Source organism: Actinomadura sp. SCN-SB, from assembly GCF_043906805.1.
Lineage (GTDB): Bacteria > Actinomycetota > Actinomycetes > Streptosporangiales > Streptosporangiaceae > Spirillospora.
In genome coordinates, this window is record NZ_JBIMPP010000024.1 from 38,264 (window position 1) to 62,741 (window position 24,478).

General features: G+C 72.1%; 22 protein-coding genes and 1 pseudogene. 10 read left to right on the forward strand and 13 right to left on the reverse strand.

The genetic code is table 11. The features are described 5' to 3' along the window. Positions 1 to 2: 2 nt before the first annotated feature. Together ACGWYJ_RS17605 and ACGWYJ_RS17610 are read right to left on the reverse strand one after the other, a co-directional pair. Positions 3 to 662, reverse strand: a complete 660-nt coding sequence (locus ACGWYJ_RS17605) for a response regulator (RefSeq protein WP_395107093.1) — start codon at positions 660 to 662, stop codon at positions 3 to 5. Continuing rightward, positions 659 to 1,828 carry a sensor histidine kinase gene (locus ACGWYJ_RS17610; protein WP_395107094.1) on the reverse strand — a complete coding sequence of 390 codons (1,170 nt, stop codon included), beginning with the start codon at positions 1,826 to 1,828 and terminating at the stop codon, positions 659 to 661. Before ACGWYJ_RS17610 ends, ACGWYJ_RS17605 begins: the two co-directional genes overlap by 4 nt. Positions 1,829 to 1,994: 166 nt before the next feature. On the opposite strand from ACGWYJ_RS17610, the gene ACGWYJ_RS17615 reads away from it, so the two are divergent. From ACGWYJ_RS17615 to ACGWYJ_RS17625, 3 genes are read left to right on the forward strand one after another with little or no spacing between them, the layout of a single operon-like run. Then, positions 1,995 to 3,434, forward strand: a complete 1,440-nt coding sequence (locus ACGWYJ_RS17615; protein ID WP_395107095.1) for an MFS transporter — start codon at positions 1,995 to 1,997, stop codon at positions 3,432 to 3,434. After that, the gene (locus tag ACGWYJ_RS17620; protein WP_395107096.1) at positions 3,431 to 5,230 is read left to right on the forward strand and encodes an ABC transporter ATP-binding protein; all 1,800 of its coding nucleotides are present in this window, start codon (positions 3,431 to 3,433) and stop codon (positions 5,228 to 5,230) included. Before ACGWYJ_RS17615 ends, ACGWYJ_RS17620 begins: the two co-directional genes overlap by 4 nt. Beyond that, a complete protein-coding gene (locus ACGWYJ_RS17625; protein WP_395107097.1) occupies positions 5,227 to 6,975 on the forward strand; it encodes an ABC transporter ATP-binding protein in 1,749 nt (582 codons plus the stop codon). Before ACGWYJ_RS17620 ends, ACGWYJ_RS17625 begins: the two co-directional genes overlap by 4 nt. Before the next feature lie 50 nt (positions 6,976 to 7,025). Here the strand turns inward: ACGWYJ_RS17625 and ACGWYJ_RS17630 are convergent, their stop codons facing one another. The 5 genes from ACGWYJ_RS17630 to ACGWYJ_RS17650 all read right to left on the reverse strand — a co-directional run bounded on the left by ACGWYJ_RS17630 (position 7,026) and on the right by ACGWYJ_RS17650 (position 12,442). Then, entirely contained in the window at positions 7,026 to 8,531 is a 1,506-nt protein-coding gene (locus tag ACGWYJ_RS17630; RefSeq protein ID WP_285693777.1) for an MFS transporter, read from the reverse strand. A gap of 171 nt (positions 8,532 to 8,702) precedes the next feature. Beyond that, positions 8,703 to 9,161, reverse strand: coding sequence for an N-acetyltransferase (locus tag ACGWYJ_RS17635; RefSeq protein ID WP_285693778.1), 459 nt, complete (start codon positions 9,159 to 9,161; stop codon positions 8,703 to 8,705). A gap of 219 nt (positions 9,162 to 9,380) precedes the next feature. Beyond that, positions 9,381 to 10,112, reverse strand: a complete 732-nt coding sequence (locus ACGWYJ_RS17640) for a VOC family protein (protein WP_285693779.1) — start codon at positions 10,110 to 10,112, stop codon at positions 9,381 to 9,383. 105 nt (positions 10,113 to 10,217) lie between these two features. Continuing rightward, the gene (locus ACGWYJ_RS17645; protein ID WP_285693780.1) at positions 10,218 to 11,009 is read right to left on the reverse strand and encodes an SDR family NAD(P)-dependent oxidoreductase; all 792 of its coding nucleotides are present in this window, start codon (positions 11,007 to 11,009) and stop codon (positions 10,218 to 10,220) included. Then, entirely contained in the window at positions 11,006 to 12,442 is a 1,437-nt protein-coding gene (locus ACGWYJ_RS17650; RefSeq protein WP_395107098.1) for a DHA2 family efflux MFS transporter permease subunit, read from the reverse strand. Before ACGWYJ_RS17650 ends, ACGWYJ_RS17645 begins: the two co-directional genes overlap by 4 nt. A gap of 79 nt (positions 12,443 to 12,521) precedes the next feature. On the opposite strand from ACGWYJ_RS17650, the gene ACGWYJ_RS17655 reads away from it, so the two are divergent. Continuing rightward, complete coding sequence (locus ACGWYJ_RS17655; RefSeq protein WP_395107099.1) at positions 12,522 to 13,145, forward strand: TetR/AcrR family transcriptional regulator C-terminal domain-containing protein; 624 nt, start codon at positions 12,522 to 12,524, stop codon at positions 13,143 to 13,145. Between the two features lie 49 nt (positions 13,146 to 13,194). On the opposite strand, the gene ACGWYJ_RS17660 is transcribed toward ACGWYJ_RS17655, so the two are convergent. Next, positions 13,195 to 13,644, reverse strand: a complete 450-nt coding sequence (locus ACGWYJ_RS17660) for a MarR family winged helix-turn-helix transcriptional regulator (RefSeq protein WP_395107100.1) — start codon at positions 13,642 to 13,644, stop codon at positions 13,195 to 13,197. 131 nt (positions 13,645 to 13,775) lie between these two features. Between ACGWYJ_RS17660 and ACGWYJ_RS17665 the strand changes: the two genes are divergently transcribed. The 3 genes from ACGWYJ_RS17665 to ACGWYJ_RS17675 all read left to right on the forward strand — a co-directional run bounded on the left by ACGWYJ_RS17665 (position 13,776) and on the right by ACGWYJ_RS17675 (position 17,362). Then, a complete protein-coding gene (locus tag ACGWYJ_RS17665) occupies positions 13,776 to 15,158 on the forward strand; it encodes an MFS transporter (protein WP_395107101.1) in 1,383 nt (460 codons plus the stop codon). Between the two features lie 11 nt (positions 15,159 to 15,169). Beyond that, positions 15,170 to 15,817 carry a nitroreductase family protein gene (locus ACGWYJ_RS17670; RefSeq protein ID WP_395107102.1) on the forward strand — a complete coding sequence of 216 codons (648 nt, stop codon included), beginning with the start codon at positions 15,170 to 15,172 and terminating at the stop codon, positions 15,815 to 15,817. Positions 15,818 to 16,219: 402 nt separating this feature from the next. Next, positions 16,220 to 17,362 (forward strand): hypothetical protein, encoded by a 1,143-nt coding sequence (locus tag ACGWYJ_RS17675; protein ID WP_395107103.1) that lies wholly within the window; start codon positions 16,220 to 16,222, stop codon positions 17,360 to 17,362. A gap of 106 nt (positions 17,363 to 17,468) precedes the next feature. On the opposite strand, the gene ACGWYJ_RS17680 is transcribed toward ACGWYJ_RS17675, so the two are convergent. From ACGWYJ_RS17680 to ACGWYJ_RS17690, 3 genes are all read right to left on the reverse strand, one after another. Then, a complete protein-coding gene (locus ACGWYJ_RS17680) occupies positions 17,469 to 17,756 on the reverse strand; it encodes a hypothetical protein (RefSeq protein WP_395107104.1) in 288 nt (95 codons plus the stop codon). Then, positions 17,753 to 17,878 carry a hypothetical protein gene (locus ACGWYJ_RS17685; protein WP_395107105.1) on the reverse strand — a complete coding sequence of 42 codons (126 nt, stop codon included), beginning with the start codon at positions 17,876 to 17,878 and terminating at the stop codon, positions 17,753 to 17,755. Before ACGWYJ_RS17685 ends, ACGWYJ_RS17680 begins: the two co-directional genes overlap by 4 nt. An 82-nt stretch (positions 17,879 to 17,960) precedes the next feature. Then, entirely contained in the window at positions 17,961 to 18,734 is a 774-nt protein-coding gene (locus ACGWYJ_RS17690) for a GntR family transcriptional regulator (RefSeq protein ID WP_395107106.1), read from the reverse strand. Between the two features lie 116 nt (positions 18,735 to 18,850). On the opposite strand from ACGWYJ_RS17690, the gene deoC reads away from it, so the two are divergent. Beyond that, complete coding sequence (gene deoC, locus ACGWYJ_RS17695; protein ID WP_395107108.1) at positions 18,851 to 19,609, forward strand: deoxyribose-phosphate aldolase; 759 nt, start codon at positions 18,851 to 18,853, stop codon at positions 19,607 to 19,609. A gap of 34 nt (positions 19,610 to 19,643) precedes the next feature. On the opposite strand, the gene ACGWYJ_RS17700 is transcribed toward deoC, so the two are convergent. Further along, positions 19,644 to 20,591 (reverse strand): MFS transporter, encoded by a 948-nt coding sequence (locus ACGWYJ_RS17700; RefSeq protein ID WP_395107171.1) that lies wholly within the window; start codon positions 20,589 to 20,591, stop codon positions 19,644 to 19,646. An 11-nt stretch (positions 20,592 to 20,602) separates the two neighbouring features. Here ACGWYJ_RS17700 and ACGWYJ_RS17705 point away from each other — a divergent pair, with 11 nt between their 5' ends. Further along, complete coding sequence (locus ACGWYJ_RS17705; protein WP_395107172.1) at positions 20,603 to 21,001, forward strand: hypothetical protein; 399 nt, start codon at positions 20,603 to 20,605, stop codon at positions 20,999 to 21,001. Positions 21,002 to 21,166: 165 nt separating this feature from the next. On the opposite strand, the pseudogene ACGWYJ_RS17710 reads toward ACGWYJ_RS17705, so the two are convergent. Then, positions 21,167 to 21,601: pseudogene (locus ACGWYJ_RS17710) on the reverse strand (NADPH-dependent FMN reductase); the annotation flags it as partial. Positions 21,602 to 22,093: 492 nt separating this feature from the next. On the opposite strand from ACGWYJ_RS17710, the gene ACGWYJ_RS17715 reads away from it, so the two are divergent. Next, complete coding sequence (locus ACGWYJ_RS17715; RefSeq protein WP_395107109.1) at positions 22,094 to 24,475, forward strand: ATP-binding cassette domain-containing protein; 2,382 nt, start codon at positions 22,094 to 22,096, stop codon at positions 24,473 to 24,475. Positions 24,476 to 24,478 lie beyond the last annotated feature (3 nt).

Here is a 24,478-nt window from a genome sequence, read left to right on the forward strand (position 1 = left end):
GGCTATGACCGGCGCGGAGTGACCAGGCCCGATTCGTAGGCCAGGACCACGAGCTGGGCGCGGTCCCTGGCGCCCAGCTTGGTCATGGCCCTGCTGACGTGCGTCTTCGCGGTGGTCACACTGATCACCATCTGGGCGGCGATCTCGTCGTTGGACAGCCCGCGCGCCACCAGCGCGGTGACCTCGCGCTCCCGGTTGGTCAGCACGTCCAGCCCCGCGGGCGGGGGCTCGGGACGGCGGGCCACGTACTCGCTGATCAGGCGCCGGGTGATCGCGGGAGACAGCAGCGCGTCGCCGCGGGCCGCGACCCGCACGCCCTGGAGCAGGTCGGCGGGCTCGGTGTCCTTGACCATGAAGCCGCAGGCGCCGGCGCGCAGCGCGTTGAAGACGTACTCGTCGAGGCCGAAGTTGGTGAGGATGACGACGTGCACCCCGCTCAGCCGCTCGTCGGCGGCGATCAGCCGGGTCGCCTCGATGCCGTCCATCACCGGCATCTGGATGTCCACGAGGGCGACGTCGGGGCGGTGCTCGCGGGCCAGCGCGACGGCCTGCTCCCCGTTGACGGCCTCGGCCACGACCTCGATGTCGTCCTCGATCTCAAGCAGGGCCCGTAGTCCGCCGCGGATGAGCGCCTGGTCGTCGGCCAGCAGGACGCGGATCACGCCGGCTCCTGCTCGCGGACGGCCGGGAGCGCCTCAAGGGGCAGTTCGGCGCGCACGGTGAAGCCGCCTTCGGGCCGGGGCTCCGCCCGCAGCCGGCCGCCGAGCTCCGCGACGCGCTCGCGCATGCCGAGCAGGCCGGTCCCGGGCACGGGCGGCGCGTCGGGGTCGGCCGTGCCGTCGTCGTCGACCTGCACGATCAGCTCCCGGTCCGCGTAGTCGACGCGGACCGCGGCGGCCGCCCCGCCGGCGTGCCTGGAGACGTTGGTGAGCGACTCCTGGACGATCCGGTAGGCCGCCCGGTCCACCTCGGTGGGCAGCGGCCGCCGCGTGCCGCGGATCGTCACCTCGACCGGCAGCCCGGCCGAGCGGGCCCGCTCCACCAGGTCGTCCAGCCGGTCCAGTCCGCTGGCCGCCGCCTCGGCGTCGGGACGGCCGGCGTCGCGCAGCACCTCCAGGGTGGCGCGCAGCTCGCGGGTGGCGTCGCCGCTGGCCTCCTGGATGGCCAGGAGCGCGGGCGGCACCTCCTCGCCCCGCTTGCGCGCCAGGTGGACGGCCACCCCGGCCTGGACCTTGATGACCGAGATGCTGTGGGTGAGCGAGTCGTGCAGTTCCCTGGCGATGCGCAGCCGCTCCTCGCTGGCGCGGCGGCGGGACGCCTCCTCACGCGTGCGTTCGGCCTCGGCCGCCCGCCGCTCGGCCTCCTCCAGGTACGCCTGCCGGTGCCGGGTCACCGTCCCCGCCACCTTGGCCGCCACGAACCAGCCGATGAGCAGGGTGGTGTCCTGGAGTTCCCGCACGGACCCGTCGATGTCGGGCAGGTTCAGCGCCAGGTCGGTACCCAGATAGACCGCGCTCGCCAGCGCCGCGGCGACCCGGTGCCCGGCCCTGGCGGCGGCGAACACCGACACCATCACGGGATAGGCGGCCGCCGGACCCGGCTCGACCCGCACCGCGAGCACCAGCATGCAGGCCGTGCTGACGGCCAGCGCCACCAGGGGGCCGCGCCGCCAGGCCGCGAGCGCGAGCGAGCCGGCGAGGACCGCCGCGTAGTCCGGCACCCCGGCGTGCCGGGTGCCGATCGACACGATGAACGACAGCAGGACGGCCATCGCCACGGCGAGGAGCCCATCCTTGGCGAGCGGCCGCCACCGATCCTTGAAGCTCATTTGTGCAGGGTAGAAGGTCAACGCGCTACAAACCTCCACGCAGGGTCGTAATTCTCCACTACTCCCCGCGTAGTACGCGGGCCGCCCCGTACTTCCAGCCTGATAGGCGAAGGAGTCTTCCCTGGCATGACGACCGCGGACCTGGCCGGCCACCACCATGTCCGGCATGAACGCGATCAGAGTGGAGTCGAGAGGCGAAGGCTCGGCCCGCGAGGGAGCGGCCCGTGAGCCGCGTGCCAGGCCGGGGCTGACCCTCACCGCGGTGGCCGTCGTGCAGTTCATGGTGTCGCTGGACCTGTCGGTGGTCAACGTCGGGCTCCCGCGGATCGCCGCCGGCCTCGGCTTCGGCGCCGTGGGCCTGACCTGGGTGATCCACGCCTACGCCCTCACCTTCGGCGGGCTGCTCCTGCTGGGCGGCAAGGCCGCCGACCGGTACGGCCGCAAGCGGGTACTGCTGTCCGGGCTCGTGCTGTTCGGCCTCGCCTCCCTGGCGGGCGGCTTCGCCCAGGAACCCGGCCACCTGGTCGCCGCCCGCGCCGCGCAGGGCATCGGGGCGGCCGCGCTGGCTCCGGCCGCGCTGGCGTTGCTGGCCACCACGTTCCCCGAAGGCAGGGCCCGGGTCCGCGCGTTCGGGGTGTGGAGCGCGATGAACGCCGCCGGAGGCGCCCTCGGCGTCCTGATCGGCGGCGTGCTCACCCAGTACGCGGGCTGGCGCTGGGTGATGTTCGTGAACGTGCCGATGGCCGCCGGGGCGCTGCTCATGGCCTGGCGCGGCGTCGCCGCCGCCCCGACCCCGGCGCGCGGCGGCCGTCCGGACGTGCTCGGCGCCGTGCTGGCCACGGCGGGCATGACCCTGCTGGTGTTCGGCATCGTCCGGACCGACCAGTACGGGTGGTCCTCACCGACCACGCTGGTGACCCTGGCGGTCGCCGCCGCGCTGCTGGCCGCGTTCGTGAACGTCGAGCGGACCACCGCTCGTGAGCCGCTGGTCAGGCTCGGCCTGTTCGCCAACCGCTCGGTCACCGGCGCCAACGTCTACAACCTGCTGCTCGGCGCGGCGATGGCGTCGTCCTTCTACTTCATGTCCCTCTACCTGCAACGCGTGCTCGGGACCGGGCCCGCCATGACCGGGCTGATGTTCCTGCCCCTCGCCCTCGCGGTGGTCGTGGGCTCCGTGCTCGCCGTCCGGCTCGGCTACCGTCTCGCGCCCAGGACGCTCCTGGCCATGGGCGGGTCCCTGACCGCCGCCGCGTTCGCCTGGTTCGGGCTGATCAGCACCGACGGCGCGTATGCCACCGACATCCTCATCCCCTCGATCGTGCTCGGCGTCGGCTTCGGCCTGTGCCTGGGCCCGCTGGTCAACACCGCCACCAGCGGCGTCGCGGCGCACGAGAGCGGCACCGCCTCGGGTCTGCTCAACAGCTCGCGGCAGATCGGCGCCTCGCTGGGGCTCGCCGCCCTGGGCACCGCCGCCCAGCACCGCACCGGCCCCACCGTCACCCTTGAAAGCCTCAACGACGGCTACGCGTTCGGCCTGGCCCTGGGCGCCGTGCTCCTGGCCGCCGCCGTCCTGGTCGCCCTCACCGTCCTGAGGGCAGAGCGATGAGCGTCGCCGCCAGTGGTTCTCAGTCGGGCCAGGACATGGCGGGCCTGCTGCGCCCTCACATCCGTACGTTCACCGCCGTGGTGGTCCTCCAGATCATCGGTGCCGTCGCGGGCCTGGCGCCGCTGCTGGCCGTCGTCGAGCTCGGCCGCACGCTGCTGGCGCCCGGCCCGGTCGACGAGGGCCGTGCCTGGCTCACCGTGATCGCCGGAGCGGCCGGGCTGTTCGCCCGGCTGCTGTTCACGTCCGCGTCGTCCGGGATCGGGCATCTGCTCGACGACACGGTGCAGCTGTCGTTCCGCCGGCGGCTGGCCGAGCGGCTGGGACGCGTCCCGCTCGGCTGGCTCTCCCGGCGCCGCACCGGTGAGCTGGCCAAGGTCGTCGGGGAGGACGTGAGCGCCGTGCACCCCTTCATCGCCCACACCCCCTCCGAGCTCATCTCCGCCTTCGTGGTGCCGCTGGTGTCGCTGATCTACCTGTTCACCGTCGACTGGCGGCTCACGCTGATCACGCTCATCCCGGTGGCGCTGGCGATCGCGCTGGTCCCCCTGATGATGACCCCGGCCCGGCTGCGCGAGCAGAAGGAGTTCGACGCGGGCATGGAACGGATCGCCAACGCGGCCGTGGAGTTCGTCCAGGGCATCGCGGTGGTCAAGGCGTTCGGCGGCGGCGAGCGCGCGCACCGCCGGTTCCGCCAGGCCGTGGACTCCTTCGTCACGAGCTTCTACCGGATGGTGCGCGGCCTCGCCGGGATCGCCGCCGGGATGCAGGTGGTGCTGTCACCGCCGTTCGTGCTGCTGGTCGTCCTGATCGGCGGCGCCGTCCTGATCACCAACGGCGGCCTGCCCGCGGCCGACCTGCTGCCGTTCCTGCTGCTGGGGCTGGGTCTGACCGCGCCGGTGGAGGCCCTCGGCCACGGGTTCGACAACATGCAGGCGGCACGGCGCGCGGTCGGCCGGATCCGGGACGTGCTCGACGTGCGCCCGCTGCCCGAGCCCGCGCGCCCGCTCACCCCGCGGGGCCACCGGGTGGAGCTGCGCGGCGTCCGATTCGGCTACCAGGCCGGCCAGGAGGTGCTGCGCGGCATCGACCTGGTGCTCGAACCGGGGACGGTCACCGCGGTCGTCGGCCCGTCGGGAAGCGGGAAGTCCACGCTGGTCAAGCTGCTGCCCCGCTTCTTCGACCCGACCCACGGCTCGGTCACCCTCGGCGGCGTCGACCTGCGCGACCTCGACGGCGCCGCGCTCTACCGCACGGTCTCCTTCGTCTTCCAGGACGTCCGCCTGCTGCGCGCGTCGGTCGCGGACAACATCGCCCTGGCGGTACCGAGGGCCGGCCTCGACGAGGTGGTACGCGCCGCCGAGCTGGCCAACGTCCACGAGCGGATCCTGGAACTGCCGCGCGGCTACGACACGATGATCGGCGACGAGGCCGGGCTGTCGGGCGGCGAGGCCCAGCGGATCGCGATCGCCCGCGCGCTGCTCGCCGGCACGCCCGTCCTCGTCCTGGACGAGGCGACCGCGTTCGCCGACCCGCTCACCGAGCAGGCGGTGCGCCGCGCCCTCACCTCGCTGGGCGGCGACCGGACGGTCCTGGTCATCGCCCACCGCCTGGAGACCATCGCCGACGCCGACACCGTCGTGGTCTTGGAGGACGGGGCGATCGCCGAGCGCGGCACGCCCGCCGAACTGCTGGCACGCAACGGCAAGTTCGCCGAGTTCTGGCGAACCCACCGGACGGCGATCGGCGCCGAGGCCGAGACCCACGGTGGCGTCTTGGGAGGAGACCCGTCCCGATGATCCCCATGCTGCTGCGCGTACTGGGCCACCGGTACGCACCGCCCGTGCGCCGCACCGTGGCCCTGATGACGGTAACCGCGGTGGCCGAGGGCCTGTCGTACGCGCTGCTGGTCCCCGTGCTGCGGGCGTTGTTCGGCGGCACGCCGGAGGACGCCCGGCCGTGGCTGATCGCGTTCGGCGCCGCCGTCGCGGTCTACGGGACGCTGCGCTATGTCGCCGACCTGTCCGGTTTCCGCGCCGGGACCACGCTGCTGGACGGCATGTACCACCGGCTGGGCGACCACCTGGCCCGGCTGCCCGTCGGCTGGTACGGCGCGGGCCGCGTGGGAGAGGTGTCCGTCCTGGCCGGCAGGGGCGTGCTGGAGGCGATGAGCGTGATCGCGCACCTGCTGGGCCCGCTCATCTCCGCGTCCGTGACACCGCTGACGATCGTCGCCGTGATGCTCGCGTTCAACTGGCAGATGGGCCTGGCCGCGCTGGCCGCCGTCCCCGCCGTGGCGGCGATCCAGATCTGGACGGGACGGGCGATGGCCGCCGCCGACACCGACCGGGCGGCACGCGCCCACGAGGCCACCGGGCGGGTCATCGAGTACCTGCAAGCCCAGCCCGTGCTGCGCGCCGGTGGCCGGACCGGCGAACGCTTCCGGCTGCTCGACGACGCGCTGAGCGAACTGCGGCGCGCGTCCCGCCGTACCACGCTGTCGGCCCTTCCCGGCGTGCTGGGCCTGACGCTGACCGTGCAGGCGATGTTCACCGTGCTGCTGGTCCTGGGCGCGTACCTCGCGCTCGGCGGGGGCATCGGCGCGGCGGAGGTCCTGTCGATCCTGGTGCTGGCCGCCCGCTGCGCCGATCCGCTGCTGTCGCTGGCCGAGCTGGGCGGCAGGCTCCGTGCCGCGCGCAACGAGCTGACCAGGCTGGAGACGGTGCTGCGCACCGAGCCGTTGCCGGAGCCCGCCGCTCCGGTCCGGCCGGCCGGGCATGACCTGGAGTTCGACGCGGTCACCTTCCGGCACGGCGACCGTACCGTCGTCGGTGACCTGTCGATCTCGGTGCCGCAGGGCCAGCGGCTCGCCGTGGTCGGGCCGTCGGGCGCGGGCAAGACCACCTTGCTGCAACTCCTCGCCCGGTTCTACGACGTGGACGCGGGGGCGGTGCGCGTGGGCGGCGTGGACGTGCGCGACATCAGCACCGAGGTGCTGATGGACCAGATCGCCATCGTCTTCCAGGACGTCTTCCTCTTCGACGGGACCCTTGAGGAGAACGTGCGGCTCGGCCGTCCCGACGCGACCGACGCCGAGGTGCGGGCGGCGGCGACCGCGGCGCGGCTGGACGAGGTGATCGAACGGCTGCCCGGCGGATGGGCGGCCCACGTCGGGGAGGGCGGCGCGCTGCTGTCGGGCGGTGAGCGCCAGCGCGTCTCCATCGCGCGGGCGCTGCTGAAGGACGCGCCCATCGTGCTGCTCGACGAGGTGACCTCCGCCCTGGACCCGGTGAACGAGGCCGCCGTCCACGAGGGCATCGACCGGCTGATGGCGGGCCGGACGGTGGTGATGGTCGCGCACCGGATGCGCACCGTCCAGCGCGCCGACCGCGTCGCCTTCCTGGACGCCGGCCGGATCCTGGAGGAGGGCACCCACGATGAGCTGCTGCGCCGCGGCGGCCGCTACGCCGCCTTCTGGGAGGCGGGCGGCGCGCCTTCCCGGCCTTCACCACCGCCGGCCGGTGCCTCGTCGGCGACACGATGACCTCCCTGCGGCGACGCCTCACGCAGCGACGTCATCGGTGCGTCCGGCGGTCAGGGGGATGCGAGCAGGGGCTCGGAGTCCCCGGCGGTGCCGTCCTCCTCGACGGGCCGGTGCCCGGGGCTCGGCGTGTTCATCAGGACGGCGATGATCAGCGCGCCGGCCAAAATGATCCCCGCGGCCCAGGCGCCGGCCGTCGCGAACCCCTCCACCACCGCCTGCCTGGCGACGGCCGGGTCCTGGCCGGAGGAGGCGTGCGAGGCCAGGTAGTCCACGGTCGCGCTGGTGGCGATGGTGTTGAGCAGCGCGGTGCCGATCGAGCCGCCGATCTGCTGCGCGGTGTTGACGCCGGCCGAGGCCACGCCCGCGTCGCCCTGGTCGACGCCGTGGGTGGCGTAGTTGAGGCTCACCGGCATGATCAGGCCCGCGCCGAAGCCGATCATGAGCTGCGTGACCAGCACGCCCCCGGCGTACGAGGTGTCCGCCTCCAGCGTGGCCATCCACAGCATGCCGCAGGAGCCGATGAGCAGGCCGGGCACGATCAGGGCCCGCGGCGGCACCCTGGGCAGCAGCCGGGCGCTGAGCCCGCCGGCCGAGACCAGGACCGCCGCGGCCATCGGGAGGAAGGCCACACCCGCCTTGACCGGCGAGTATCCCTTGACGACCTGCATGTAGTACGTCATGAACAGGAACGCCCCGAACATCCCGACGACGGCCACGCCCACGGACAGGTAGGCACCGCCGCGGGTGCGGTCGGCGACCACGCGCAGCGGCAGCAGCGGCTGCCGCGTCCGGCTTTCGACCAGGGCGAACGCGGCGAGCAGCACGCCGCCGGCGGCCAGCAGCCCGATGACCGTCGCCGAGCCCCAGCCGTCGGACTCGGCCCTGCTGGTGGCGTACACGATCGCGACCAGCCCGCCGGTCACCAGCACCACCCCGGGGACGTCGAACCGCGCCTTGCCCGGACGCCGCGACTCGTCCAGCAGCGCGTACCCGCCGAACGCCGCGACCAAGGCGATCGGGATGTTGATGTACAGGCACCAGCGCCAGTCCAGGTAGTCGGTCAGCGCCCCGCTGACCAGCAGGCCGATCGCGCCGCCCGCGGCGGCGATGCCGCCCCAGATCCCGAACGCCTTGGCGCGCTCCCCGGGCTGGGTGAACGTCACGGTCAGCAGCGACAGCGCGGACGGCCCCAGCAGCGCGCCGAACGCACCCTGGAGGGCACGGGCGGCCAGCAGCATCCCGGGGCCGGACGCCGCGCCGCCGAGCGCCGACGCCGCGGCGAAGCCCACCAGCGCGATCAGGAAGGTCCGCTTGCGGCCGGTGTGGTCGGCGATCCGGCCGCCGAGCAGCAGCAGGCCGCCGAAGGCCAGCGTGTACGCGGTGATGATCCACTGCCGGTCGCCGTCGGAGATCCCCAGGTCCCGCTGGAGGGACGGCAGCGCGATGTTCACGACGGTGGCGTCCAGGATGATCATGAGCTGCGCCAGCCCGATGAAGAACAGCGCGGCCCAGCGGCGCGAAGAGGTCTCCGGAGCCCGCGCCTTGGTGGTTGCCATGGCTTCGTCCTCGCTCGTGGTGTGGCACGCCGCGCGGATCGAGCGCGCGGCGTCCTGACACACACAAGACGCGGCCGTTCCGGGCCGTGTGACGGGACGGCCGTGTGACAAGACCCACCGCCCGCCGATGTCATGAAGCACCCGCGACCGGCGTCCCGTCCTGAAGGCCGGTCACCCGGTGGACGCCGAACCGCGCATCCTGATCTTGATTTGGCCCTCGCCGTGGCGCGCGACCTCCCGCAGGCCGAGCCGCCGGTAGAGGGCGTACGCGCGGTGGTTGACCGCCAGCACGTCCAGGACCAGGTCCTGGCCTTGCCGGCCCGCCTGACGCAGCAGCTCGGTGATGAGGCGGGTGCCGATGCCGCGCCCCTGGTGGTCGGGGTGGATCTCGATCCGCCCGAGGTAGATCTCGGCCGGGCGGTGCTCGACGCTGAGCATCCCGGCGTCGGCCCCGTCGACGGTGATGATCTGCCAGTTGCCGGGCTCGAAGGCGCGCGAGTGGTAGCCGCGCTGGTCCTGCTCGTTCCACCCCCAGACCGCGGCGACGTAGTCGCCCATGGCCGCCTTGTGCAACTGGAAGCAGAACTCGCTGTCAGCGGGTGTGGCGGGACGTAGCCCGACGACGCTCACGCGACCTCCTCGACATTGCGGCGAACGCGACCCCCATCACACCAAGCCGCGCCTCACCGACGGTGGCCGACCTGGACGGGCAGTCCACGCACCGCAACGACAGCAGAGGCGGCCTGGTCCGGCGGAGGATCCAGGGCAGCACCATATGAGGTTGTGAGGACATGGGCTCTCAAGACCTGACACGAGGCCGATTGCGCGTGGCGGAGCGGTCTTTCCGCGTCAGCCCCGTCCGAGGACGCAGAACTCGTTGCCCTCCGGGTCCGCGAGGACCGTCCAGGGCACGTCGCCCTGGCCGATGTCGGCGTCGGTGGCACCGAGATCCCGCAGCCGGGCCACCTCCGCCTGGTGATCGTCGCCGGGGTACGGCAGCACGTCGAGATGGCCACGCGTCCACACGGTCGGCGCCGTACGGAAGAACTCCAGGTACGGCCCGACCCCCTGGGACGAGCGCAGCACCGCGTGATCGTCGGTCGCCTCGTACGGCTTCCAGCCGATCGCCTCGCCCCAGAACCGCGCCATGGCCCGCGGATCCGCGCAGCCGACCACGACCCTGGCGATCGGTCCGGTGTCCCGGTAGATCTCCCGGGGCTCCAACACGCAGAACACGTTGCCCTCGGGGTCGGCCAGGACCGTCCATGGGACGTCGCCCTGGCCCACATCGGCGGGCGTCGCACCGAGTTCCTTCAGGCGCGCGACCAGCTCCGCCTGATGGGCCGTGGAGGTGGTGGCGAGATCGAGGTGCACGCGGTACCTCACCGTCTCCGGATCCGGGACGGTGACGACGTCGACACAGACGGCGGTGGGGTCCGGCCAGGTGAAACCCACGGGCTCGATGTTGGTCACACCGGGTCCCTCACTGGAGACGCCCCAGCCGAGCGCCTCCGCCCAGAACCGGCCGAGCGCTGCGTCATCGCGCGCCTTGAAGTTCACCTGAACGAGTCGCAGTCCCACGCCGCCCAACCTTACGTCCGCGCGCCAGTGCGGTCGCCGCGACCACGGACGTGCACGATCTGGTCGTCGGGTCGGAAGGCGGCGGTCCATGTGCCGGTCATGGGTTCATTGCTCCTGGGCGCGCAGCAGGCGGCGGGTGAGGTCGTCAAGGCGGGCGGCGTCGCCGGGGGCGAACGACGGGTTGTCCAGGCTTATCCGGTCGGTCAGGAGGAAGGCGCTGAGCGGTTCGGCGGGTGGGGCGTCGATGCGGGCGGTGATCGGTTTGATGCCGTCCTCGACGGGGGTGCCGTGCCTCTTGAGCGCCGCGACGTGGGCCGCGGTGGCCGCGTCGTACTCGCCGGCGAAGCTGGTCGAGACGGGACCGGGGTTGATCAGTACGTAGCGGGTGGGGCCGGCGGCGTGCTGGGCGGCGAAGGCGACGCCCAGCAGGTTGTTGGCACGGCCTGCCTGCATCTGGGCGGCGACGCCGTCGTAGCCGCGTTCGAGCATGAGGTCGTTCCAGTGGATGCGGCCGACGGGGGCGCCGGGCACGGGCCCGGACACGTTGACGATGACCCGCGGGCGATCCAGGCCGTGGCTGAGCAGGAACCGGCTGAGGTATTCCAGCGCGAAGGTGCCTTCCAAGCCTTCGGCTGTGACGAACCGGGTGGAGCGGAAATACCGGGCGCACAGCACCAGCGCGTGCACGGCGGGGTAGCGGTCGTTGATCTCCTCGATGACGCGCCGGTTCTCGGCGACCAGGCTCAGGTCGGCCCGGATGAAGTGGGCTTCGGGAAGGGTGGCGGCCTTGGCGGGGTCACGGCCGACGATGACGACGGTGGCGCCGCGGTCGAGGTAGCCGCGGGCCAGGGCGCGGCCCATCCCGTCGGTGCCTCCGGTGATCACGATCGTGGTCATGACGATGCCTTTCCGGACAGGGCGGGTTCTTCGCGGGCGGCCGGGGCTACGGGGCGGCCGGGCAGCAGCGGGATGGCGGCCAGCACGATGGTCAGCATCGCGACGACAAGCCAGAACACGCCGTGGAAGCCGGAGGTCGGGTCGCCGGAGGTCTGCAGGATGAGGGTGACCAGGGCGATGCCGAGGGCCGCGCCGAGCTGGTTGAGGACGTAGAGCACCGAGCTGCCCTGCGCCACCATGGGGGCGGGCAGTGTGCGGTACAGCGAGCCCATGGTGGGCGCGCTGAAGCAGCCCATTCCCAGACCGATGGTCAGGGCCGCAAGGACCGGCACCGCCTCGGGGGTGTCGGCTCCGACGAAGGTGAAGGCCAACGCGCTCAGCAAGGCCGACATCGCGCCGCCGCAGGCCAGGCCGCGTGTGCCGACTCGGTCCGACAGCCGTCCGGCCAGCGGCATGGCGATGGCGCCGCCGAGGCCGGCGGGGGCCATCAGGAGCCCGGCGGCGAGCACGCCGTGTCCGTGGGCTTGCTGGTAGTACAGCGGGAGCACGAACAGGGTGGCGAAGTTGGCCAGACCGCCCAGGCCCATGATGGTGACGCTGGCGGTGAAGCCGCGGCTGGCGAACAGCCGCAGATCGATCAGGGGCGGGACGCGCCGGGGGCGGCGGGCATGGACGCAATAGGCGATCAGCAGCACGACGCCCGCGGCCAGCGGGGACAACGCCTGCCAGGCGGTGAACGCGGCGTGCTCGGCCGCCTGCGACAGGGCCAGGACCAGCGCGGCGGAACCGGGGCCGAGCAGGGCCAGGCCGAGGACGTCGAGGCGCTGCCGGTGCGTTCGCGGGTCGGCCGGGGGATCGCCCGGGATCATGCGCAGCGCGAGCACATACGCGAGGGCACCCAGGGGCACGCTGAGCAGGAACATCCAGCGCCATGACATGGCGTTCAAGACGGCGCCGCCGGCCATCGGGCCGAGGACGGGGCCAAGGGACAGTACGACACCCATCAGGCCCATGACGCGTCCGGCGCGTCGGGGACCGGCCGCGCGGGCCAGCAGGATCAGCACGAGCGGGTCGAGGATCCCGGCGCCGACGCCCTGGAGGCTGCGGAAGGCGATGAGGCTTCCGACGTTCCAGGCCAACCCTGCGGCGAGCGCGCCCCCTGTGAACACCGTCAGGCCGATCAGCCACAGCCGTTTGCCGCCGTACCGGTCAACGGCCCAGGTGGTGAACGGGATGGTGGTGGTGACGGCGAGGAGGAACCCGGTGGAGGCCCACCCGACGGTGCTCAGGGAAGTGTGGAAGGCGGCGGCCAGCGTGTCGGTGGCGACCGCGGCCATCGAGCTGTTGAGGATGCCCAGCAACCCGCCGAGCAGCACCACGCCGATCGTCGCCGGCAGCCGGGGGTCAAGGCGGTCATCTGGAGTTGAACCCATGGGTTCAAATTATTGGCCTTCTAAGACCGTCCGCAAGACGCCGGTTCACCGAACTGGACCCGCCAGTACAATCGAGTCCGTGACCATCACGCGCGGGCAGGCCGATCGGCGGAGGGCGATCCTGGAGGGCGCGTTCACCGTGTTCGCTCGCCGCGGCTACGCCCAGGCGTGTGTCAAGGAGGTCGCCGCCGAGGCCGGGGTGGCCAAGCCCACCGTCTACAACCACCTCAACGACAAGGCGACGCTGTTCCGGCAGGCCGTGCAGGCCGCGGCCCAAACCGTGCTGGACGAGCGGCTCGCCGCGCTCGAACCGCTCAAAGAACCCGGCGACCTGCACGCCACCCTGGACGACGTCGGCCACCGACTGCTGGAACTGCACGCCGACGACCGCTCATGCGCGCTGCGGCGGCTGCTCTACGCGGAGATCACCCAGTTCCCCGACCTCATCGACATCGTCCTTGAGTACGGCCCGCACCGTCTCACCCAGGCTCTCGCCGACCGGCTGGCGCGCCTCACCCTTGCCGGCCGCCTGAGCGCCAACGACCCCGACCGGGCGGCCGAACAGTTCATCGCCCTGCTCACCGGGCCCCTGGAGGCACGCTCCCGGATGGGCACCCGCCAGATCGACGACGCCGAGTTGCGCGAGATCGCCCGCGGCGCCGTCCGCACCTTTCTGGCGACGTTCGGCACCGCCGACGGCTAGGTTCGCCCCGCAACATGGCCGAGACCTCGCCGACCGGCGTCGGCCGAGATCAGAGCTGCATGAGCTTGCAGACCAGGGCAGTGAGCTGGGCGCGTTCGCTGGTGGTGAGAGGGGCGAATGTTTCTTCCAGGTAGGAGGAGACGGTGCTCTCGGCCTCGGCGAGGCGTTCGCGCCCCTCGTCGGTGATGGTGACGGCGTAAGAGCGGCGATCGTCGGGGTTGCGTTCGCGGCGGACGAATCCGGACTGCTCCAGGTCGTCGCACACGTTCACCATGACGCTGCGGTCGATCCGCAGTTCCTCGCTGAGCACCTGCTGGGAGCAGGGGCCGACGGTGTCGAGCATCTTCAGTACCAGGTGCTGGCCGACGCCGAGGCCGTGCCGGGTGGCATGGGCGTCGGCGGCGCGGGCCAGGTACGCCGAGGCGCGGCACATCGCGATGTCCGGGCGTTCGGCCACCAGCGTCGGGAAGTACGCCGGCCGGGCGGGCTTGGAAGGCATGGGTCTCCTGCACTGTCGACCCGTCCGAGGCTACCAGGGCCATCTGTCAGGCGATTGTTTGACAGCAGATTGTTTGTGTTCATACGGTTTCGTCTTGCTGCAGATCGTCTGCTCAAAGATGGAGGGCTCTGGTGACGCGTTCCGACCGCCGGGCGACGGCGGCCCTGGTCCTGCTGTGCGCGGCGGTGTTCCTGGACTCGATGGACCTGTCACTGACGGCCGTGGCGCTGCCCGCCATCGGCGCCGACCTCGCGCTGCCCGAGGGCACACTGCAATGGCTGATGTCCGGCTACGCGGTCGCCTACGGCGGGTTCCTGCTACTCGGAGGGAGGCTGGCCGACCTGCTCGGGCGGCGCCGGATGTTCCTGGCATCGCTGGCGGTGTTCGCGGCGGCGAGCCTGGCGGGTGGCCTGCTCTCCGACGGCTGGCCTCTGGTCGCCACCCGCGTGGTGAAGGGCGTCGCGGCCGCGCTGACCGCCCCGGCGGCACTGTCGCTGATCACCACGACGTTCGCCGAGGGGCCGCGCCGCAACCGGGCGCTCGGCGTGTACGCGCTGGCCGGAGCAACCGGCTACAGCGCTGGACTGATCGCCTCCGGGCTGCTCACCGAGGTGAGCTGGCGGCTGGTGTTCTTCCTGCCGGTGCCTGTCGCGCTGCTCGTCCTCGCCGTCGCCCCCAGGGTGATCCCGGCCGGACGCGCCGACGGCCCGCGCACGGGATTCGACACGGCGGGCGCCGGCACCGTCACCGGCGGCGTCCTGCTGCTGGTCTACGCACTCACCGAGACCAGCTGGCCCGCCGGTGTGGCGGCGCTGGTGCTGCTGGGAGCGTTCGTGGCGATCGAGCGGCACCGGCGGCACCCGCTGGTGCCGCTGGAGGTGTTGCGTTCACGACGGCTCGCCTCGGCCGACCTGGCGGCGCTGGCCTGGGCGTGCGCGACGATCGGCTGGCAGTTCGCGGCCGTCCTGTACCTGCGGGACGTGCTGGGGTACTCGGCGCTGGACACCGGACTGGGGATCGTCCCGATGGGATTGGCCATCGTCGTGACCGCCAACCTGGCCGGACGGCTGATCGGGCGCTGGGGCCTGCGGCGCACCGCCGCGCTCGGGCTGCTGGTCCAGGGCGCCGGGATCCTGCTGTTCCTGCGCACAGGCGCGTCCAGCGGCTACGTGACCGTGCTGCTGCCCGCGCTCATCGTGCACGGCGTGGGTAACGGCCTGTCGTTCCCCAGCCTCAACATCGCCGCGGTCGCCGGCCTGCCCGACGACCGCCAGGGCCTGGCCTCCGGTCTGGTCACCTCCGCCGTCCAAATCGGGGCCGGCATCGGCGTAGCGGTGCTCGCGGCCGTGATGACCCTTCCGGCGTCCTCGCTGGACGGTTACCGCGCGGCGTTCCTGACCGCCGGATCCTTCTCGCTGCTCGGCGCGCTCATCGCCTACCTCGGCCTGCGTGCCGACGTCGAACCCGCGGCCGACGAACCGGCGACCACCGCACCGACCTCCACACGCGCATGAGGAGCACCACGATGACCCTCAACCTGACCCCCGACGAACTGCTGTCCACCACCCGGGCCGTCCGCAAGCGGCTCGACTTCGACCGGCCCGTCCCGCGCAAGCTCATCGAGGAATGCATCGACCTGGCCACCCAGGCACCCACCGGACGCAACCGGCAACGCTGGCACTTCATCGTGGTCACCGAGCCGCGCCTGCGCCGCAAGGTGGGCGACATCTTCCGCCGCGCGCTCGCCGCCGCGGAGGGCCAACCACTGAACGAACACGACATCCGCCGCATGAACCACGCGCCGCGCTCCACCCAGGGCGTGTTCGACGGGCTACGGCACCTGACCGACAACATCCACCGCGTCCCGGTGTTCGTCATCCCCGCCATCGAAGGACGCACCGATCACGCCTCGGCGGCCGTCCAATCCGGCACATGGGGATCCATCCTGCCCGCGACCTGGAGCTTCATGCTCGCCGCCCGCGCCCGCGGCCTCGGCACCACATGGACCACCGCCCAGGGACCCCTCGAACACGAACTCGCCGCCACCCTGGGCGTCCCCTACAACGAGGTCATGCTCGCCGCGTTCATCCCGCTCGCCTACACGATCGGCACCGACTTCAAACCCGCGCCCCGCATCCCACGTGACCAGGTCCTGCACTGGGAACGATGGTGAACGCCCGACCACCAGGCCGAGCATCCGACCCGAGCAGCGAAGGCCGCGGACCAGGACCGCCTGCTCGCGAACGTCCGACGGCGGCTTCGCCCTCGCCGCCGCTCGCCAACTGAACCCCACCCCAGCACCACCGCACCTGCGACGCCCGAGCCGAACGCTCGGGCGTCCTTGCGTCCCCGCTCCAACCGGGTGATCCCTTTCTGGCGTATTCCGGCTGCCTCCCGCCTGGAACCGGCAAGAGCAGACCCGACTCCTCACTGGTGCGCCGATCCTTACGGCACCCCTGCGACCACCGCGGCCCAGCGTATAACCACGATTATGCGCTAGCCCTCATTACTTCTTCGAGAAATCAGATCACTGAGTTTCATTCCTCGAAACAAAGAATCATGAGAGGATGAGGTCATGATCGACGCGGTGGAGGGCGCACAGGAGTCCAGCGGAGGGCGGCGGGTGCCGCCCGGGGCGGATCCGGCGGCCCCATGGGGACGGTGCAAGTACTGCGACACACCGCTGCCACGGCCGCCCAAGGCGCGTGGCCGGCGGCCGGAGTACTGCCCGCCCGAGCTGGACGAGCAACAGCAGGTGATCAAGGACTGCCAAGCGGAGGCGCATGCCGCCAACCGCAGCCCGGCCGCCGCCGCGGTGGCCGAGCCGCTGGCGGCGCTGCGCTCGGTGCTGACCGGGATGGCCGCCGCCGCCCGCGACCGCGCCGCGCGCGAGAGCGAGGCGGCCGACCGCCTTCAGGAGATCATCGACACCGTCGTCGAGCGCAACGGCGTGCTGGAACGGCAGGCCGCCGAGGCCACGGCGCGGGCACGGGAGGCCGAGGCGGCGCGGCGCACCGCCGAGCAGGGCGAGGACGCCGCTCGTGCCGCCGCCGACGCCGCCGACCGGGCACGCGCCCAGGCCGAAGAACGAGCCCTCGCCGCCGAGGAGATCGCCCGCGCCGCCCAGGCCGCCGCCGACGCCGCACGCCAGACCGCCCGCGCCGAGGCCGAGGCCCGCCAGGCCGCCGAGTCCGCCGCGCAGACCGCCACCGCGGCGGCGCGGCACACCCAGGACCAACTGGACCGGACCGACCAACGACTGCGCGCCTGCGAGCAGGACCTTCAGCGCACCCGGCAGGACCTGGCCCAAGCCCGGGACGCGCACGCGGCCACCCGCTCCCGACTCGACCAGCAGACCGGCGAGGCCGCCGCCCTGCGCGCGCGCCTGGACGACCTGGCGGCACAACTGACCGGCGCCCGGGACGAGGTGACCACCCTGCGCGCGGCACTGACCGAGGCCGAGCACGCCGCCCGCGCCGCCACCGAACGTGCCGAGCAGGCCGAAGCACAAGCCAAGCGTGACCGCGACGCCGCCGCCGCGATCCGCCGGGAACGCGACGCCGCACGCGAGGCCCACCTCACCGAGACCGCCACGCTGACCGCCCAGGTCTCCGCGCTCACCGCCGAACGCGACGCCGCCCGCGAATCCGCCGCGGCCCACCTTGAACGCGCCGTCCGCGCCGAAACCCTCGCCACCGCGACCAACGCTGCCGAGTGAGAGGTCACGGTTACGGTCAGCGATCGTTGCAAGACGGGCTTACCGCGCGGTAGCGCATCACGGCCGCCTGCACGGGCACTCTGAGTGTCAGGCCAGGGGAGGCCGGTCAGCCGATGAGGTCGATGGTGTGGCGGAAGGTGGCGGCGGCGGCTTCCAGCTCCGCGAGGAGCTCGCGCCAGCCGGCGGCCTCGCTCTCGTTCATGCCGGACCAGTCCTGGTCGCCGGACTCACGGGTGAACTCCGCGATGTGCTCGGCGGTCTCGGCGAGCTGGTTCAGCACGATCCCGATGCTCGACCCGCCGGCGGAACCACGGTAGAGCAGCAGCGGGAAATCGGCGGCCGCGGTTGCGTTGGCGGTGGTCTGCCGCTCGATCTCGTCGTTGGGGTCGCTCATGCTCCGCGCCATCCGCCGTCGATGAGCTCTACGGCGGGGACGTAGTCGTGGGCGAACCGCTGACGGGCCTTGGCCAGGGCCGGCACGCGCGGGTCGTCGAGCGGGATCTGGGGCAGCGGCACGGCGCTCTCCTCCAAGACGGGCCGAGCCCCATCCTGGTGTCGTTGGACCATGCCGTCAATCGAATGGAGGCCGGGTGAGGCGTCAGGCTGGGCGGCTCACCGCGTCGCCGCCGCTGTCGCCCCGGTCCGAGGCATGGCCGGGCGCGGAGACGGAGAAGTCGACCTTGAGCGCGTAGCGGTGCGCCACGTAGGAGCTGATCGTGTATTCGAGAGGGTTCCCATGCTGGTCGATGATGGAGCGCGTCTCGACGAGCATCGGCGTGGTGCGGTCGACGTCGAGTTCGGGTGCATCGTCGTCGGCCGTGCGCGCCGTGAGGACGGAGGAGCCGAGGGTCGGGTGCAGTCCTGCGCGGCGGAGGGTCTGGTGCAGTGATCCGGTCTCCAGGTCCGCGGTGAGCAGCGCGTCGAGGGTGGCGGGGAAAGTGGCGTGTTCGATGGCCACGGGCAGGTCGTCGAAGAGCCGGACGCGGCTGATGGCGACCACGGACGCGGGCTGCGTGGTAAGGGCCGGGTAGAGGGCGGCCCTCTCCTGGTGGGAGGCAGGGCGCACGGTGGCCTCCAGGACCCGGGAACGTGGTGTCCTGCCGAGGGCGCGGGCCTGATCATGGAAGCTCAGCAGGGTGCCGACCGGCCGGGCGGCGGGGGCGTGCCGCACGAAGCTGCCCCGCCCGGGGACCCGCTCCAGCAGGCCGTCGCGCTCCAGCCGGACCAGAGCGGCGCGCGCCGTCATCCGGGAGACACCGAACTCCTGCGCCAGCCGCGATTCGGAGGGGAACGGATCGCCGTCGGCGGCGCCTTCGAGGCGTCGGCGCAGCTGCTTCTCGATGCGCTCGTACAGCGGTTGCGACGCGGCCATGGCGGATGCGTTCCCCCTCAGTCGGATGTCGGCTCCCAGTGTGACAGTCGACACCGTCGCCCGGACCTGTATAGGCTGTATATACAACCTACCTCGGGCGACCCAAGGAGAGCATCATGTCCGTGGCCTCGATCGACGTCCCGCGCTGGGACGGCCCCCTGCCCTCGTACGAGGAGGTGGCGAAGATGATCGACCACTCGCTGCTGCGGCCCGAACTGACTCCGGCCGAGGTCGAGGACGGCCTGGCGACCGCCCTGGAGTACCGCACGGCGTCGGTGTGCGTGCGGCCCGCCGACGTGGCGGCCGCGGCCGCCACGCTGCGCGGCAGCCAGGTTCGCGTCGGCACGGTCGTCGGCTTCCCGCACGGCAGCGGCACCACGCGGGCGAAGGTCCTCGAGACCACCGAACTGATCTCCCTGGGAGCGGAAGAGATCGACATGGTGATCAACATCGGCCGCCTGCGCGGCGGCGACGTCGCGTTCGTACGGAACGAGATCGCCGCCGTCGTTCAGGCCGCCGAGGGACTCCCCGTCAAGGTGATCTTCGAGAACGCCTACTTGATCGACCAGGACAAGACCGCCGGGTACAAGGCCGCCGAAACCGCAGGCGCGGCCTTCATCAAGACCAGCACCGGGTTCGCCCCAGGCGGCGCGACGGCCGCCGACATCGCCCTGATGCGACGCACCGTATCCTCCCACGTGCAGGTCAAGGCCGCCGGAGGCGTGCGCACCCTGGACGCGCTCCTGCACCTGCACCGGCTCGGCGCCACCCGCTTCGGAGCCACGGCCACCGCGGCCATCCTCGACGACCTGGAAGGCCGCCGCAACGGCCACCCGCCCACCGCGAGCGCCACCGAACTGACGGCAGGCTACTGAGCGGGAGGCATCGTTGGAGGGCGTAGCGCCTCCACTAACGATCGATACCCGCGGCTGGGGACACCTTCGGGAGCGGAGCCCCGGGGAGAGCGGTCGGCGTGCGGCGGGGGAGGAGCAGCGGGCTCGCCAGCAGGAGCACGCCGGCCAGGCCGATGGCCGTGCGCGGGCCGAGCAGGCTGCCCAGGACGCCCCACAGGGCGATCAAAAGCGCGGTGGTGGCCCTGGTGGTCACCGTCCAGGCGGTCAGCGTGCGGGTGACCCGGTCGGCCGGGGTGCGTTCGAGGCGGTAGGTGGCGCAGACGGGGTTGAAGATCCCGCAGCACAAGACGAGGCCGAACTCGACGCCCATCACCAGCAGCAGTCCCGCGGTACCTGGCCCCACGAAGGCCAGCCCGAGTGGCCACAGCGCGCGCAGCGTCCCGGCCACGACCAAGACCGTGTGCCGCCCGAACCGGGTGACGAGTGGCCGGGCCAGCCGCGCGCCGAGCAGACCGCCGAGCGCGGGCGCGGCGAAGGCCAGGCCGTACTGCCACGGCGTGAACCCGAGCCGGTCGAGCATCAGGACGGCCAGCAGCGCGTCGGCGGCCATCAACAGCCCGTTGAACAGGGCGGTGCTGACGAACAGCGGGCACAGCGTCGCGTCGGCGAGGATGTACCGCCAACCATCGAGCAGGTCCCCCGCGCGCATGGGCGCGGCCTCGCGGCGCTTGGGCCGCGGCTCATGTCCGCCGATCGCGCGGATGCCCAGCGCCGAGAGGAGATGGCTGACCGCGTCGGCCACCACCGTCGCCACCGGACCGAAGAGCCCGATCGCCGCGCCGCCCAGAGGCGGCCCGACGATCGTGGTCGTCCAGGTGGTGGATTCGAAGCGGGCGTTGGCGACGAGCAGGTCCTCGGCAGGCAGCAACGTCTTCAGGTACGCGCCCGAAGCCGCGCGGAAGGTGATGTCGGCCGCCGCGACGACGACCGAGACCAGCAGCAGTTGCCCGGTCGGTGTCCCTCGCCCGGCTCGCCGGGCACCGGATCTGGATGCCCGGCATCGTCCCCGGCACCGAGTGGGCCGCCTACTACGACGACCTCGTCGCCGAGTTCGGCATCACCATCGAGGCGACCGGCCCCAACTTCGGCTCCGACGCGCTCCTGGACACCGTCGCCGACACCCCCGCCCTGGCCACGTTCATGGGCGGGCACACCCGCCTCGTCTGGCCCGCCGGCCACGGCCTGCGCCGCATCCCGGTGACCGACCCGACGCCCGTCTACCCGCACTCGCTGCTGTGGCACCGGGACAACCCCCACCCGGCGCTCCCCACCCTCCGCGCCCACCTCGCCGCCACAGCGGCCGCCCCCGACACCGCCCGAACCTGGGCGCCGCACTGGGCGCTCCGACGCTGAACGCTCACCGCATCTTCCATAGCCGCAGGGTCCTGCCGACGCCGCTGGCGGCGCTGCGCTCGGTGCTGACCGGGATGGCCGCCGCCGCCCGCGACCGCGCCGCGCGCGAGAGCGAGGCGGCGGAGCGAAACGGCCTTCGGCATCCAGGTGCTCCCACGCCATCGGTATGAGCACCGACTCGCGGATCCTGGCCGCACGGAGTTCGGGAAAGACGGTCCGCAACTGCTCCACCGCTCTGATGCCGCCGGAACCGCCGTACCCAACGAACGCGACCGGCTTGTACGCCCACTCGGTGAAGTGCCAATCGATTGCGTTCTTCACCGACGAGGGGAAGCTGTGGTTGTACTCCGGAACGAGGAAAACGAACCCGTCCGCGTCCGCGAGCCGGCCGGCGACCGGGGACGCGGCCGCACCGGCCGGTTGCAGCTCGTGCATCGGCAGCGAGACCGTTGCCAGGTCGATCATGTCGAGGTCGAGCCAGTCGATCGCGGTCAGGTCGCGCTCCAGCCACGCAGCGAGAGGGTCGGCCAGTCTGGGCTTGCGCACGCTGCCGATCACCACGGCGATCCGGAGTCGGCTGTCGAAGTTGTCCTCTGCCATGGCCCCGACGCTAAGAGTTCGCCTATAGGCGAACTCAAATCGCCTAACACCGGCAGGTCGGCCCGGAACCCGTCAGCCGTCCACCATTCCTCCGGTCATGTGGCTGGGAACGTGTCCGCTTCGGCGGGATGGGTTGTGCCAAAGGTCCATCTCGCGCCTGGGCGGCCGGATGCGGGTCGTGACAGGTCGTCGGGACCCAAGCCGATCAATCCAGGAAGGGCAGGACCGGTCAGGAATCGAGAAGCGGGGGCGTCGCGGCGTGGCTAGCGTGACCGCCATGGACGCCTCCGTTCGTGCTGGCCGGAGCGGGTGGCGACCCCGGCTACCCTGACGGGCAGCCCCCGGGCGGCCGGACGAACCTGGCCGTTACCCAGGGACGTTGGGCCGGGCGCCGCTCCCGGCCGGCGGGTGGACGAAGGCCGTGCCGAGGCCGGCGACACCAGGCCGGCGGAGGCGGTCCTGCGTGAACAGCGTGACCGGATGGAGAGATCGATGAGCAGGGACACAGGAGCGGAGGAGCGGCCGGCGGCGCCGCACGCCGCCGACAGCCACGACTGGATCCGTGTGCACGGCGCCCGTGAGAACAACCTCAAGGACGTCAGCGTCGAGATCCCCAAGCGCCGGCTGACGGTGTTCACGGGCGTGTCGGGCTCGGGCAAGAGCTCCCTGGTCTTCGACACGATCGCGGCGGAGTCGCAGCGGCTGATCAACGAGACCTACAGCGCGTTCGTGCAGGGGTTCATGCCGACGCTGGCGCGGCCCGAGGTGGACGTGCTGGAGGGCCTGACCACCGCGATCATCGTGGACCAGGAGCGGATGGGGTCCGACCCGCGCTCCACGGTCGGCACCGCCACCGACGCCAACGCGATGCTGCGCATCCTGTTCAGCCGCCTGGGTGAGCCGCATATCGGCCCGCCGAGCGCGTATTCCTTCAACGTCCCCTCGGTACGGGCCAGCGGCGCGATCACCGTGGAGCGCGGGGCCGGCAAGACCGTGCGGGCGACCTTCAACCGCACCGGCGGGATGTGCCCGCGCTGTGAGGGCAGGGGAACGGTCACCGACTTCGACCTGACCCAGCTCTACGACGACTCCAAGTCGCTGGCCGAGGGCGCGCTGACCATCCCCGGGTACGGGGAGAAGGGCTGGAACGTCCGGCTGATCACCGAGTCGGGGTTCTTCGACCCCAAGAAGCCGATCCGCGACTACACCGAGGCCGAGCTGCACGACTTCCTCTACAAGGAGCCGACCAAGGTGAAGGTGGCGGGCGCCAACCTCACCTACGAGGGCCTGATCCCGCGGTTGCGCAAGTCGTTCCTGTCCAAGGACCGGGAGGCGATGCAGGCGCACATCCGGGCGTTCGTGGACAAGGCGGTGACCTTCACCTCCTGCCCCGACTGCGGCGGCACTCGGCTCAGCGAGGGCGCCCGCTCGTCGAAGATCAAGGGGATCAGCATCGCCGACGCGTGCGCGATGCAGATCAGCGACCTGGCCGAGTGGGTGCGGGGCTTGGACGAGCCGTCGGTCGCGCCGCTGCTGACGGCGCTGCAGCACAGCCTGGACTCGTTCGTGGAGATCGGCCTGGGCTACCTGTCGCTGGAGCGGCCGTCGGGGACGCTGTCGGGCGGTGAGGCGCAGCGCGTCAAGATGGTCCGCCAGCTCGGCTCCTCGCTCACCGACGTCACCTACGTGTTCGACGAGCCGACCATCGGCCTGCATCCGCACGACATCCAGCGGATGAACGAGCTGCTGCTGCGGCTGCGGGACAAGGGCAACACGGTGCTGGTCGTGGAGCACAAGCCGGAGACGATCGCGATCGCCGACCATGTCGTCGACCTCGGCCCCGGCGCGGGCACGGCCGGTGGCTCGGTGTGCTTCGAGGGCACCCTGGAGGGCCTGCGGGCCAGCGGCACCCTGACCGGCCGCCATCTGGACGACCGGGCCTCCCTCAAGGAGACGGTGCGCACCCCCACCGGCGCGCTGGAGATCCGCGGCGCGAACGCGCACAACCTCCAGGACGTGGACGTGGACATCCCGCTGGGGACGCTGGTCGTCGTCACCGGTGTGGCGGGCTCGGGGAAGAGCTCGCTGATGGCGTCGCTCCCGCCGGACGCGGGCGTGGTGTCGATCGACCAGGGCGCGATCCGCGGGTCCAGGCGCAGCAACCCGGCCACCTACACCGGGCTGCTGGAGCCGATCCGCAAGGCGTTCGCCAAGGCCAACGGGGTCAAGCCGGCGCTGTTCAGCGCCAACTCCGAGGGGGCCTGCCCCAACTGCAACGGCGCCGGGGTGATCTACACCGACCTGGCGATGATGGCGGGGGTCGCCTCCACCTGCGAGGAGTGCGAGGGCAGGCGGTTCCAGGCGTCGGTGCTGGAGTACCACCTGGGCGGGCGTGACATCAGCCAGGTGCTGTCCATGTCGGTGGCCGAGGCCGAGGAGTTCTTCGGTTCCGGCGAGGCCCGTACCCCGGCGGCGCACACCATCCTGAAGAGGCTCGACGATGTGGGGCTGGGCTATCTGAGCCTCGGGCAGCCGCTGACCACGCTGTCGGGCGGCGAGCGGCAGCGCCTCAAGCTGGCCACCCACATGGGCGGCAAGGGCGGGATCTACGTCCTGGACGAGCCCACCACGGGCCTGCACCTGGCCGACATCCGGCAGTTGCTGGGGCTGCTGGACACGCTCGTCGACTCCGGCAAGTCGGTGATCGTCATCGAGCACCACCAGGCGGTGATGGCGCACGCCGACTGGATCATCGATCTGGGTCCGGGGGCCGGTCACGACGGCGGGCGGATCGTCTTCGAGGGCACCCCGGCCGACCTGGTGGCGGCCCGGTCCACCCTGACCGGGCGGCATCTGGCCGAGTACGTCGCCTGACGC

Bases quoted from the DNA above. Each gene is read 5' to 3' on its own strand.
- ACGWYJ_RS17610 (WP_395107094.1), bottom strand. From the start codon at position 1,828: ATGAGCTTCAAGGATCGGTGGCGGCCGCTCGCCAAGGATGGGCTCCTC.
- ACGWYJ_RS17615 (WP_395107095.1), top strand. From the start codon at position 1,995: ATGAACGCGATCAGAGTGGAGTCGAGAGGCGAAGGCTCGGCCCGCGAG.
- ACGWYJ_RS17620 (WP_395107096.1), top strand. From the start codon at position 3,431: ATGAGCGTCGCCGCCAGTGGTTCTCAGTCGGGCCAGGACATGGCGGGC.
- ACGWYJ_RS17625 (WP_395107097.1), top strand. From the start codon at position 5,227: ATGATCCCCATGCTGCTGCGCGTACTGGGCCACCGGTACGCACCGCCC.
- ACGWYJ_RS17630 (WP_285693777.1), bottom strand. From the start codon at position 8,531: ATGGCAACCACCAAGGCGCGGGCTCCGGAGACCTCTTCGCGCCGCTGG.
- ACGWYJ_RS17645 (WP_285693780.1), bottom strand. From the start codon at position 11,009: ATGACCACGATCGTGATCACCGGAGGCACCGACGGGATGGGCCGCGCC.
- ACGWYJ_RS17650 (WP_395107098.1), bottom strand. From the start codon at position 12,442: ATGGGTTCAACTCCAGATGACCGCCTTGACCCCCGGCTGCCGGCGACG.
- ACGWYJ_RS17660 (WP_395107100.1), bottom strand. From the start codon at position 13,644: ATGCCTTCCAAGCCCGCCCGGCCGGCGTACTTCCCGACGCTGGTGGCC.
- ACGWYJ_RS17670 (WP_395107102.1), top strand. From the start codon at position 15,170: ATGACCCTCAACCTGACCCCCGACGAACTGCTGTCCACCACCCGGGCC.
- ACGWYJ_RS17675 (WP_395107103.1), top strand. From the start codon at position 16,220: ATGATCGACGCGGTGGAGGGCGCACAGGAGTCCAGCGGAGGGCGGCGG.
- ACGWYJ_RS17680 (WP_395107104.1), bottom strand. From the start codon at position 17,756: ATGAGCGACCCCAACGACGAGATCGAGCGGCAGACCACCGCCAACGCA.
- ACGWYJ_RS17690 (WP_395107106.1), bottom strand. From the start codon at position 18,734: ATGGCCGCGTCGCAACCGCTGTACGAGCGCATCGAGAAGCAGCTGCGC.
- deoC (WP_395107108.1), top strand. From the start codon at position 18,851: ATGTCCGTGGCCTCGATCGACGTCCCGCGCTGGGACGGCCCCCTGCCC.
- ACGWYJ_RS17715 (WP_395107109.1), top strand. From the start codon at position 22,094: ATGAGCAGGGACACAGGAGCGGAGGAGCGGCCGGCGGCGCCGCACGCC.